The sequence below is a fragment of the Streptomyces sp. R28 genome (assembly GCF_041052385.1).
Classification (GTDB): domain Bacteria; phylum Actinomycetota; class Actinomycetes; order Streptomycetales; family Streptomycetaceae; genus Streptomyces.
In genome coordinates, this window is record NZ_CP163439.1 from 5,663,660 (window position 1) to 5,675,310 (window position 11,651).

Annotated in this window: 7 protein-coding genes and 2 pseudogenes; 5 read left to right on the top strand and 4 right to left on the bottom strand. The window is 69.8% G+C overall.

Translation table 11 applies throughout. The features are described from left to right. Nucleotides 1-14: 14 nt before the first annotated feature. Nucleotides 15-323, bottom strand: coding sequence for a hypothetical protein (locus AB5J49_RS25245; protein WP_369170943.1), 309 nt, complete (start codon nucleotides 321-323; stop codon nucleotides 15-17). Nucleotides 324-481: 158 nt separating this feature from the next. Here AB5J49_RS25245 and AB5J49_RS25250 point away from each other — a divergent pair, with 158 nt between their 5' ends. Further along, a complete protein-coding gene (locus AB5J49_RS25250; RefSeq protein ID WP_369170944.1) occupies nucleotides 482-1,477 on the top strand; it encodes a LuxR C-terminal-related transcriptional regulator in 996 nt (331 codons plus the stop codon). 379 nt (nucleotides 1,478-1,856) lie between these two features. On the opposite strand, the gene secD is transcribed toward AB5J49_RS25250, so the two are convergent. Together secD and AB5J49_RS25260 are read right to left on the bottom strand one after the other, a co-directional pair. Continuing rightward, nucleotides 1,857-4,283, bottom strand: a complete 2,427-nt coding sequence (gene secD, locus AB5J49_RS25255) for a protein translocase subunit SecD (RefSeq protein ID WP_369170945.1) — start codon at nucleotides 4,281-4,283, stop codon at nucleotides 1,857-1,859. Between the two features lie 62 nt (nucleotides 4,284-4,345). Beyond that, a complete protein-coding gene (locus AB5J49_RS25260) occupies nucleotides 4,346-4,750 on the bottom strand; it encodes a hypothetical protein (protein ID WP_369170946.1) in 405 nt (134 codons plus the stop codon). 489 nt (nucleotides 4,751-5,239) lie between these two features. On the opposite strand from AB5J49_RS25260, the gene AB5J49_RS25265 reads away from it, so the two are divergent. After that, entirely contained in the window at nucleotides 5,240-6,892 is a 1,653-nt protein-coding gene (locus AB5J49_RS25265; RefSeq protein ID WP_369170947.1) for a serine hydrolase, read from the top strand. A 1,101-nt stretch (nucleotides 6,893-7,993) separates the two neighbouring features. Here AB5J49_RS25265 and AB5J49_RS25270 read toward each other — a convergent pair. Next, a complete protein-coding gene (locus AB5J49_RS25270; protein ID WP_369170948.1) occupies nucleotides 7,994-9,424 on the bottom strand; it encodes a non-reducing end alpha-L-arabinofuranosidase family hydrolase in 1,431 nt (476 codons plus the stop codon). Nucleotides 9,425-9,832: 408 nt separating this feature from the next. Between AB5J49_RS25270 and AB5J49_RS25275 the strand changes: the two are divergent. The 3 genes and pseudogenes from AB5J49_RS25275 to AB5J49_RS25285 all read left to right on the top strand — a co-directional run. Then, nucleotides 9,833-10,215 (top strand): annotated as a pseudogene (locus tag AB5J49_RS25275) (site-specific integrase); the annotation flags it as partial. A gap of 270 nt (nucleotides 10,216-10,485) precedes the next feature. Then, nucleotides 10,486-11,292: pseudogene (locus AB5J49_RS25280) on the top strand (serine protease); the annotation flags it as partial. Between the two features lie 16 nt (nucleotides 11,293-11,308). Beyond that, nucleotides 11,309-11,578 (top strand): hypothetical protein, encoded by a 270-nt coding sequence (locus AB5J49_RS25285; RefSeq protein ID WP_369170949.1) that lies wholly within the window; start codon nucleotides 11,309-11,311, stop codon nucleotides 11,576-11,578. Nucleotides 11,579-11,651 lie beyond the last annotated feature (73 nt).

The window sequence follows — 11,651 nt, forward strand, 5'->3', positions numbered from 1 at the left end:
CCACACGGGCCGCTTCAGTCCGTCGGCTGCGCCTCGAACGCCAGAGGCATCAGTGGCACCCCGGCACCCGTCAGTCGCGCCGCCGCCAACTGCGGGACGTCGCACAGCAGTCGGCCGCAGACGCGGACGGCCCGCTCCTCGGCCTCTCCCAGCCTGTCGGCCAGCAGGTAGAAGCCCAGGGTGAGCCTGGAGGGGGAGCGGGGATGCACGGCGACGTGCTCGACGCGGTCGCCGGGGACGATGGACGAGCGCACCAACTCGCGGACATCCGACGGCAGACGGTCGCCGGAAGGGAGTTCCAGATGCGCGTGGACGAGATACATGCGCTCCAGCGTCTCAACGGATGAGCTCGCCAAGTCGGCGTGCCAGGTGGCCGGTTGTGTCCCTGGCCCGTTCCGGCCTTCCCTGTGACGAAACGTATCTGTTCTGCGAAGATCGGCGCTGAAGAGGGGTCGTTGTGTGCAGAAACGGGGGGACGCACGTGCTGACCGCACTCGGACTCGACTCCGTCGCGGAGACGGTGTACCGCGCCATGCTCAGACACCCGGCCGCCGGTGTCGCGGACCTCGGCGACACCGTGGGGCTGTCCGACAAGGAGGTGCGCGACGCCCTCGACACCCTGAGCGAGCTGGCGCTGGCACGTCCCGCCGCCGGGGACGCGGGGCGGCTGCGGGCGGTCTCGCCGGACATCGGCATGGAGATCCTGATGGCCCGGCAGCAGGCCCAGCTGGCAGCGCAGCAGCAGCGCCTGGAGGCCTCCCGGGCGGCCGCGGCCCAGCTCATCTCGGAGTACGCCGAGCTGCGGCCGGCCGCCAGTCACCCCGGCGTGGAGCAACTGGTGGGGCTCGACCAGATCCGCGACCGGCTGGCCGTGCTCACCCGTGAGGTGCGCGAGGAGTTCCTGGCGTTCGCGCCGGGCGGGCCGCAGACCGCGGAGAACATGGCCGCGTCCCGGCCGCTCAACGAGGACCTGCTCGGCCGCGGGGTGCGGATGCGCACGATCTACCTGGACAGCGTGCGCGCCCATCGGCCCACCGTGGAGCACGCCAACTGGCTGGCCCGGCTGGGCGGTCAGGTCCGCACGGTGCCGTCGCTTCCCACGCGGATGATCCTCATGGACCGGCGGATCGCCATGATCTCCGTCAGCAGCGACGACACCGCCGCCGGCGCGGTGCTCCTGACCGGACAGGGCACGCTCACCGCACTGTGCGCGCTCTTCGAGACCACCTGGGAATCCGCCCAGCCCCTCGGCCAGCTCGTCTCCATCGACGCGCACGGCCTCACCGGTCAGCAGGCCACCGCCCTGCGCCTGCTCGCCGAGGGGCACACCGACGAGGCCATCGCCAAGCGCCTCGGAGTGTCCCATCGCACCGCCCGCCGAATCGCCTCCGAGCTGATGGACCGGCTCGGTGCGCGCAGCCGCTTCGAGGCCGGCGTACGCGCCGTCCAGCAGCGCTGGCTCCCGGCCCACCCGTGACCCACGTCCGTGCCGGACAGCCGCCTGCCGGTAAGGCAGGCCCGGGTCGTCCTCGCGCGGTCCCGGATCTCGGCTTCGCCGAAGTCTCTCCGTTCCTTCACGCGTCGTTGCGCAGCCTCGCACTCCTGGAGAAGGGCGGTCGACGCGGGCCATGGCCGACCTGCGGGGGCCAGAAGCGCAACACGGGTATCCGCCCGGTGCCCACGTGGCCGTCCGTCTCCCGGCCACCCCGCAGGTGCGGCTCCTCCGCGAGGCGTCACCCACCAAAAGACGCTCCACCAGTACCGTCATCCCCGATCCGGCCTCTCCGGGGATGACCAGGCGGCTGGTGGGGATGCGCTCGGCCCTCCGCGTCATCCCCGCCGGCCTCCGCGCCTCGTCACACCACGGCGCCTGAATCCCGCGCCCGCCCGCGTCGCTCCAGCGGCCTGCGCGCCCCGCTGTCCCCGCTGTCCTCGCTGCGCCCGGGGCGCACTGGCGGCGCCGGGTGGCTGCCCTCGAGCTGCACGGCGATCGGCACGGCAGTGAACACCGTCGACGCCATACCGATCACCACGCCGGCGATCAGCGCCACCGAGAAGTCCGCGAGCGAGTCACCGCCGAGCACGGCCAGGGCTGCCAGGATGAACAGCGCGCCCATACCGGTGTTCACCGTGCGCGGCAGCGTCTGGATGACGGCCTTGTTCGCGGTGGTTTCCAGGTCCGCCGCCGGATCGCGGCGGCGCGCCTCGCGCACCCGGTCGAAGACGACGACGGTGTCATTGACGGAGTACCCGATGACCGTGAGCAGGCCCGCCAGGAAGACGCTGTCGACGGGCTTGCCGAGCCAGGCGAACAGGCCCACCACAAGCAGCACGTCGTGCACCATGGCCGACACCGCCGCGGCGGCGAACGTCCACCGGAACCGCACGCTGAGGTAGACCAGCTGGGCCGCGACGGCGATGCCGAGCGCGATGAGCGCCTGCCGGCGCAGTTCGTCCCCGAGGCTCGGGCCGATCAGTTCGTCCCGCTCGACGGTGACCTCGCCGCCCTCCTTCGCCAGCGCCGTTCGGATCGTGTGCTGCTCGTCGTTGCTCAGCTCACCGGTGCGTACCGAGATGTCCCCGTTCCCCGACTCCTGCACCACCGCGCGCGGGAACCCGGCGTCCGTGACCGCGTCCCGCGCCGTGTCCACGTCCACGGGCCTGCTGGTGCTGTACTCGACCAGGCGCCCGCCGGTGAACTCCACCCCGAAGTCCAGGCCGCGCAGGCCGATTCCGGCGACGGCGACCAGGATCAGCAGCGTGCTGACGCCGAGCCAGCGGCGTCGGTGGTGCACCAGACGGGGTTTGCGGTGCGCGAGCCAGGCACGCACGCGGCCGGTGGAGGTGATCCCGGTCAGGGCGGGCCGGTTGCGCACGAAGCGGCGCCGGATCGCGAAGTCGGCGATGACCCGGGTGATCACCAGGGCCGAGATCATCGACACCAGGACGCCGATGGAGAGCGTGACGCCGAAACCCTTGACGGGTCCGGTCGCGAAGAAGAAGAGCAGCCCGGACGCGAGCAGCGTGGTCACATTCGAGTCGACGACCGCGCTGAAGGTCTCGCCGAAGCCAGTACGCAGCGACTTGTCCAGATGAGCCGAGGCCGAATGAGCCGAGGCCGATTGAGCCGAGGCCGATTGAGCCGAGGCCGATTGAGCCGAGGCCGATTGAGTCGAGGCCGACTTCGTGGCACGGACTCCCAGATACTCCTCGCGGGCACGCTCGAAGACCAGCACGTTCGCGTCCACCGCCATGCCGATCGCCAGGACGAAACCGGCGAGTCCGGGCAGTGTCAGGGTCGCGCCCAGGGCGACCAGTGCGGCGTAGGAGATCAGCGCGTAGAGCGCGAGCGCGAGGGTGGCCAGGGCGCCGAGCAGCCGGTAGACGACGAGGATGAACAGCCCCGTCAGGGCGAGCCCGATGATCGCGGCCTGGGTGCTGGCGGCGATGGCGTCGGCACCGAGCGTGGGGCCGACGGTGCGCTGCTCCACGACGTCCACGGGCACCGGCAGCGCACCGCCCTTGACGAGCGCGGCCAGCTCGCGGGCCTCTTCCCGGTCGAAGCCGCCGGTGATCTGCGTGGAGCCGCCGGAGATGCCGACCTCGCACGCCACGTCCGGGTTGACGCCGGGCGCCGAGAGGACCTTGCCGTCCAGGACGATGGCGACGCGCCGCTCGGGGGCGCCCTGCGGGGCGCAGGCCGCCGCCCCGGTGATCCGTGCCCAGTCCTTGCCCGCCTCCCCGCGGAAGGTGAGGTTGACCGTCCAGCCCGACATCGTCTGCTGGTCGAGCACCGCTTCGGCGTCCTTGACGCCGTCGCCGGTGAGGGCGGTGGGCCCGAGCTTGAGGAACGCCCCCTTCTGGTCGGGGTCGGCCAGGGTGCGCGAGCCGTCCTTGGCCGGCTTCCCCTTGTCCGCGTCCTGCTTGTCCGTCAGGCCCTGCACCGGATGGACGGTCAACTGCGCGGTGCGGCCGATGACTTCGGCGGCCTCGCGCGGGTCCTGTACGCCGGGCAGCTCGACGAAGATCCGCTGTTCTCCGGACCGGTAAAGGCTCGGTTCGGACACGCCGAGCGCGTCGACCCGCTGGCGGAGCACCTCCAGGGCCCGCTGGGTCGATTCGGCATCGGCCTCGACGACGGGTGAGTCCTTGGTCTCCAGGACGATCTGGGTGCCGCCGCGCAGGTCGAGGCCGAGGCGGGCGGACTGAGTGAGAGCGAAGAAGAGCGAGGCGGCGATCACACCTAGGGCGATGATCGCCCGCCACATGGGCGCGCGAGACATGAGTTCTCCACGATGGGCAGGCAGACGGAATCGACGTCTGCGCCGGGCGCGGAGGCGAACCGTCAGGCGTCGATACGGACTTCAGTGCTCCATCGGGACGGCGGGCCACGCGGGCGATACACGTGGCCGCCCCGGCTCGCTCCCGCGGCCGCGGCCGCCACGACCACGGCGGGGCCGCCGACAGCACGGTGCGGGGCAGCCTCCCCGGCGCCAGGGCCCAGGAAGCCGTGCATCGGGTACGGCACGGCGTGGGCGTGGGCGTGGGCGAGCACGGGGCGCGCCACGGTGACGGGTCGCTGCGCGTCGGCGGTCGCGGACGCCTGCGCGGACGCCGTCGCGGCCGTGCCCGTCGAGGACGGGCGGGACGCCGACTTGACCGACACCGGCAGGAAGAAGGCCAGGGCGGCGAGCAGCGCGGAGAGCACGACGGCGGCCGGACGCGTGGGGTGTGCGCGGTGCTGCTGCACGCTACTTGCCCCCCGGTCAAGTCGTCGTACGTAATCAGCAGTTGGGCACTGCGAGCCGAGGCTCGGCTCGTCCGGCCCTCAGTGACACGAACGCCGTCGGGCGCCCGGAGGTTCCCGACTCACCGCACGAATATTGCTGTCGGCGGGGTGCGCCGGTGCGCCGGTGCGGCGGCACGGCGGCAGGCGCGGGGCAGCACCGGTTCGAACCTTCACGCATGCGCGGCCGGGACCCGATTCTCAAGCTCATCATGGACTCGCCGGTTCCCGGCAGCCGTGGCCGGACGCCCTTCTGCGATCCGGTACACGTCGTACTTGCGGCGTTCAGTCCACACGACCCCGCGCATCCAGGTGACACATGGCCCTGCCTTTCGCGTACGTGCCATGTGGGCACGGTCGGCGCCACGGGCCTGAACGGGCGAGCGTGACGGCGTACGCCGGATGCCCCGAACGGTCTGCCAGGGCGCGACAGGAGCCGGGGGAGGGATTTCCATGAAAGACATGTCCCGACTCGACAGCGCATGCCCCCGCCCCGTTCGCTCCGTCGCGGCACTGGGCCTGGTGGTGGCCCTGGCCGTCGGCTGTACCGGGTCCGACGCCGACACCACCGCCGCGACCGCCGCCGGCCGTGCGGCCGTCGGGACGTCGCCGCTGCCCACCGTCCCGCCCGCCCAGCCACCGGCACAGCTCACCCGGGCCAAGGTCGAGAACGCGGTGAACCAGCTCGACGACGTCGTACGGGACGCCATGCGCCGCACCGGTGTGCCCGGAGTCGCCGTGGGTGTGGTGCACGACGACAAGGTGCTGTATCTGAAGGGCTTCGGCGTGCGGAAGGCCGGCACCAAGGACCGGATCGGACCGGACACCGTCTTCCAGCTCGCCTCGGTCTCCAAGCCCGTTGCGTCCACCGTGGTCGCCGCGGCCGTGGGCGAGGAGACCGTCGGCTGGGACGACCCGGTCGTCGACCACAGCCCCGGCTTCAAGCTGAAGGACCCATGGGTCACCCGCCATGTCACGCTGGCCGACCTGTTCTCGCATCGCAGCGGACTGCCCGACCACGCCGGAGACCAGCTGGAGGACCTCGGCTACGACCGCTCGTACATCCTGAACCACCTCCGCTACGAACCGTTGGCCCCCTTCCGTGCCCACTACGCGTACACCAACTTCGGGCTGACCGAAGCCGCCGAAGCCACCGCGCGAGCAGCGGGGACCAGCTGGGAGAAGCTGTCCGCCGAGAAGCTGTACCAGCCGCTCGGCATGGACTCCACCAGCTCTTCCTACGCCGACTACGAGAAGGCGGACAACAAGGCCGACTTGCATGTGAAGACCGGGGGCACCTGGCAAGCCGAGCATGTGCGCCAACCCGACGCCCAGAGCCCGGCGGGCGGGGCCAGCTCCACGGCCCAGGACATGACGAAGTGGCTGCGCCTGCAACTGGGCAACGGCAAGTTCGAGGGGCGGCAAGTCGTCGACGCCGACGCGCTGGAGCAGACCCACCTGCCGTACAGCACCTCCGAGCCGCCGCACGCGCCCGCGGGCAGGACCGGGTTCTACGGGCTCGGCTGGAACGTGAGCTACGACGACCAGGGCAGGCTGAAGATCGGCCACTCCGGCGGCTTCGCGCTGGGGGCGGCCACCAACGTCGCATTGTTGCCCTCGGAGAACCTCGGCATCGTCGTCCTGACCAACGGCGAGCCCATCGGCGTACCCGAGGCGATCTCCGCCACGTTCCTCGACACCGTGCAGACGGGCGGGCCGACCGTCGACTGGCTGAAGTTCCTCGGGCCGATCTTCCAGCAAACCCTGCAGGGGGAACACTCGGAGGTCGACTACAGCAAGCCTCCGGCCTCGCCCGCACCCGCCAAGGCGAACAGCGCCTACACCGGAACGTACGCCAATGACTACTACGGCCCGATGACCGTCAGCGCCCAGGGGGACGAACTCACCATGCAACTCGGGCCCAAGAAGCAACGGTTCCCCTTGAGCCACTACGACGGCGACACCTTCAGCTACCGCACCACCGGCGAACTGGCCGTCGGCCTGTCCGGCGTGACCTTCACCGTCGGGTCCGGCGGACGCGCCGACAAGGTCCGGGTCGAGAACCTCGACACGAGCGGTCTCGGCACCTTCACGAGGAACGACTAGTACTGCGGCGGTCTGGACAACAAACAAACCCCAGGTCACTGATCTGGGGTTTCATCGTGGAGCGGGTGACGAGAATCGAACTCGCGCTCTCAGCTTGGGAAGCGACGGCGCTTGCTCGCCGAACAGCGCGCTGACCTGCGGTAACACGGGACAGGGTGCCATAGTCGGGCCGGGAACGTACCCATGGTGACCGCTGTTGTCCGCCCTGAAGGGCACGGATGGGGCACACGGGTGGAGCGAGGCTGGTGCGGGCGCCTTCGTGGGACGTCGACCGGCATCCCAGCGACGGCGAGTTGAGCGGTGGCTCGGCCCTTTGCCCGGGCCACGTCTCAGGCGGGCATGTGTACACGGTGCCCCTGTACACGATGGCCTGCGGATTGGCGGATTGGACGTCCAGTCGCTCTGCGAACGCCGGTTGGCGGTCAGCTTCGCGTACCCGGCGGCGCAGGGGGAGGCGCCGGCCTTCACCTTGGCGGCCATACGGGCGAGGTCCGCGCCGGTGTGGAGGAGGCCTGGGTGCGCGAAGGACCCGCCCGCGGCCACCGAGGGGGCGGCGACGGTGGCGAGGCCGACGGCTCCGGCGCCCGTGGCCTTGAGCATGGTGCGGCGGCTGATCTGTCGTGTCACATGCATGCTGACGAGACGGGCGGGGGGCGACGCCGATAACGAGAACTGGACGGGCCGTGGTGCAAAGGGCCACCGTGCACGTCGGCCCGGCACCCCGACTCGGCCGTGCAGCGCGACCGGTCCAGGTCTCCGCGAGCCCGGTCCGGCCAGGACGATGCGGCGAAAGCGCCGAGAAGGCGTTTTCCCGCCCCGTGCCCTTACGCGAGTCCGCCACGGCGACGGAACACCCTTCGCCGATGGCGCGGTTGGTCGCGGTGGACCTCGCCCGTGCAGTGGCCGTGTTCGGAATGTTCGCCGTGCACGTCGGCCCCTTCCCACGCCCGCCGGTGTCGTCGACGGAACCCCAGCCGACGCGCGGCTGGGGTTCCTCGAGGCGGTGAGTTTCGGTCAGCGGGTGGAGTTGCCCACGCCGTAGACAGCTCGTCCACGCGTCGGCGGACCGCACCACATCGCGATCACCGTGGATCAGGCGGGTCAGCGCTGCAGGGTGAGCAGACCCGGCCGGTACGGCAGTTTCAGGTAGTCGGGTTCCTGTGTGTTGTTGGGGAGGCCCTGGTAGAGGAACTGCAGGTTGCAGGGATCGATGGTCATGGTCTGGTCGGGGTTGTCGCGGACCAGGTCACCGTGGCTGACGCCCTGGGCCCAGGTGGAACCGCTGTTGGCCTGGCCCGCGAAGGGGCTGCTCTCGCTGCCGGCCTGGACGGTCCACGGACCGTTCAGACTGGGGGCGGTGAACGAGCGGAAGTAGCGGTGCGAACCCTTCGCCTCAACGATCATGAGGTACTGGTTCTGGCCCTGGACCTTGTAGACCTCCGGCGCCTCGAACAGAAGGTCCTCGGTGTCGCTCATGATCGTCGTGTACGAGGAGCCGAAGCTGCCCGGGAAGTTCCCGAGCGGCATGGTCGACCGATAGATCTTGCCGTTGTCACCGGCGAAGAACAGGTACATGTTCTGGTCGTCGGCGATCATGGTCGGGTCGATCGGGCCGCCACCCTCGCCGGCGGGGAAGCGACCGGTGAACAGCTCCTGCGGGGCGGACCAGCTGTTGGGGTTGGTGGGGTCGCTGGACGTGCGGTAGGTGAAGGTCCAGTTGGTACCCCACCCATTTGAGACCAGCACCCAGATGTTCTTGGTGGAGAGGTAGAACAGTTTGGGCGCCACCGCGCCCTGGTTCATCGTGGTCTGGCCGGCCGTCGCCATGTCCGACCAGTTCGTGAAGGGACTGAACGCCATCGAGCCCCACGACGTTCCGTTGGAGGTGGTCGCGTAGACGAGGTGCTTGCCGTTGTACGTCACGGTGGTGAAGTCCTTCAGCGCGACCGAGCCGTTCGCCGGCTGCGCCAGCGGACCGGTCGAGGTCCACCGGTAGGTCGACGGAAGAGCACACGCCTTGGCGTTGGCCGTCCCGGACAGGCCGGTCCACTTCTGGTTGTCGCCGCCGTGGCACGACCAGATCTGCACCCCCGTGCCGTTGGTCGTACCGCCGCCCGAGACGTCCAGGCACAGCCCGGACTGCACGCCGACGATCGTGCCGTCGGAGTTCACCCGCCACTGCTGGTTCGCACTGCCGTTGCACGTCCAGATCTGCACCGGGGTCCCGGACGTGGTGGCGCCGCCCCGGGCATCCAGGCACTTGTTGCCGTACACGGTCAGCTGGTTGCTGTCCGTTGACGTCCACTGCTGGTTGATTCCGCCGTGGCAGTCCCAGATATGCACGTTCGCGCCGTCGGTCTGGCTGAAGCCCGCCACATCGAGACACTTGCCGGAAGCAACACCGCGCAACTCGCCAGTGGTGGCCGCCTGAGCCGGGCTGGCAACGAGCAGGGCCGCCAACGCGGCCAGGGCCGCAACCGCGGCGGCGAGCGCCCCAGACGGATGTCTGCGGCTGAAACTACGTCGGTGCATAAGGACCTCGTCATCCTTGAGCAAGGCTCCGGTTTGCCCCGTCAGAGGCTGTGCGGATGCTGGTGTGGTGCGACCCTGGGGTGTCCGGCATGTCGAACGAAGGTCGAAGTATCGAGCAACTGGATGATTAAGGTTCCGGTGATCAGCGTCAATACCTCTGGCGCAATTCGCGAGCAGAAACGTTCGCAGGCTGAAACCAGGCGGCTTCAAGTCCGTGGTATTACGGCTCTTTGGCGTGAGGGCCAGGTAGCAGTGCGGGCACGGGCTTGGTGATCATCGCGGATGTCCTACGCCTGACGATCACGAGAGTGTCCCGTGCCTGCTGATGCATCTTCCTCGGTCCCTTCCGTGCTGCTGAAGCTGGATCCGCTTGACCCGGCCAGGTCGTTGACCTGCGTCCCTGCTTCGATCACCGCGCCGCGTGTCCGTGAGCGGCGGGCCGACCGGCTGCGCACCACGGGGGCGAAGACGATGACGGCCAACCCAAGTCGACGCGCGGGCCAACGCCGTGGGGATGCGGTGGCGTCTCATGGTCTACTTCGGCGCCTACGGTCCGATGCGGCCGGCGGAACCGGCCGGCCTCCGCCGTCGGGACGTCGACCTCGGCAACCTGCGCATCCGTGTCCGCCTTGCCGAGCCGGAGCGGATGAACGGGCGGCGCGCCCAGGGCGCCACCAAGTCCGAGGTGGGAATCCGGACTGTGCTCCTTCCCGCGTTTCCCGCGTTCCCTCCACCGGGAGCTCCGCCGGCATCTGGAGAGCTACTCCGAGCCGGGCCCGGACGGGCTGCTGCTGTCCCATCTACGTCGCCCATGACGAGACCGAACTGCTCCAACCCCTCGGAGCCTCGTCCTGGCGACGCCGCCTTCTGGGGCATCCCGATGGCGTGTGGAAGGTTTGTGTCAGGTCTCGACCTGACACGTGAAATCTCAACAAAAATAGGTCCCTTGTGCAACGCTGGCGATCACCCGGGTTCATGCCCGGACGGCGGCAGTCGAAGTGGCTCGGAGTGCCTCGATCCGGCCGCCCATGCCTACGTTCCTTCAGCACCAGGGATCGCGCATGCCCCCCACCCCCCACCCGGCCCCGATACCGGGCGCGAGACGCGTCGCCCGTATCGCCGTGGCCGCGGGCCTCGTCGCCGCGCTCTCCGCGACCGGCCCTCTGCCCGCAGCCTTCGCCGCGGACGGCTCCCCCGCCACCGCGGCCGACCCCGGCGTCAAGTCCGCGCACGACAAGCTCGGTTCGGACGACGCCGACCTCCTCGCGGAGGCCAAGGCACAGCGCGACAAGACCGGCACGATGGTGATCGCCACGGCGCCCGGTCGGACCGAGAAGGTCGCCGAGGAGCTGGATGCGATCAAGGGCGGCTCGGTGGGCCGTACGTACGACAAGCTCGGTTACGTACGGGCCACGGTGCCGACCGGCAAGGCGGACTCGGCCATCACGGCCGCCGCCAAGCTCTCCTCCCTGCAGGCCATCGACCTGCGCAACGAGATACCCCTGGAGGAGCCGGACCTCGTAAGCGGCAGCAAGTCCTATACCTTCGCCGCCACTTACCCCGGCCCGGACAAGAACACCGCCGCGAAGAACCCGTACAACCCGTCGTTCGAGACGGGTGCCGTGGACTTCGTGAAGAAGAACCCGAAGGCGGACGGCCGTGGGGTGATCATCGGCGTCCTCGACACGAGTGTCGACCTCGCCACTCCCGCGTTGCAGAAGGCGACGACCGGTGAGCGCAAGATCGTCGACTGGGTGACCGTCACCGACCCGGTCGTCGACGGCGACGGCACCTGGCGCCCGATGACCACGTCCGTCACCGGGCCCACCTTCACCTACGACGGGAAGACCTGGAAGGCCCCCGCGGGCCGACGGTGACGCGACCGTGATCGACAAGGGTTGGGATCCGCGGTACTACCAGCACAACCCGATCGCCCCGAACGGAACGGCTCCGCTGAAGCAGTTCTTCGAGCAGAACACGCAGGACGCCCCCTCGCCCAGCAGTACCGGGGGCGGCGGGACCCGGTTCGGCAAGACCCTCGCCGACGGGGACCTGGTGTGGGTCTTCAGCTCCGACTACGTCGTCGCGGACATCTTCCGAGTGGTCGACGGAAAGATCATCGAGCACTGGGACGTCGCCGCCGACGGGCAGTAGCCCGGCCGGCTGGAAGCACGCGGAGGGCACGCCCTCTGAAGTCGGACTGGACAACAAACAAACCCCAGGTCTC

What these genes read in the sequence shown, in the direction of transcription:
- AB5J49_RS25245 (WP_369170943.1), bottom strand. Translation starts at nt 323, where the DNA reads ATGTATCTCGTCCACGCGCATCTGGAACTCCCTTCCGGCGACCGTCTG.
- AB5J49_RS25265 (WP_369170947.1), top strand. Translation starts at nt 5,240, where the DNA reads ATGAAAGACATGTCCCGACTCGACAGCGCATGCCCCCGCCCCGTTCGC.
- AB5J49_RS25270 (WP_369170948.1), bottom strand. Translation starts at nt 9,424, where the DNA reads ATGCACCGACGTAGTTTCAGCCGCAGACATCCGTCTGGGGCGCTCGCC.
- secD (WP_369170945.1), bottom strand. Translation starts at nt 4,283, where the DNA reads ATGTCTCGCGCGCCCATGTGGCGGGCGATCATCGCCCTAGGTGTGATC.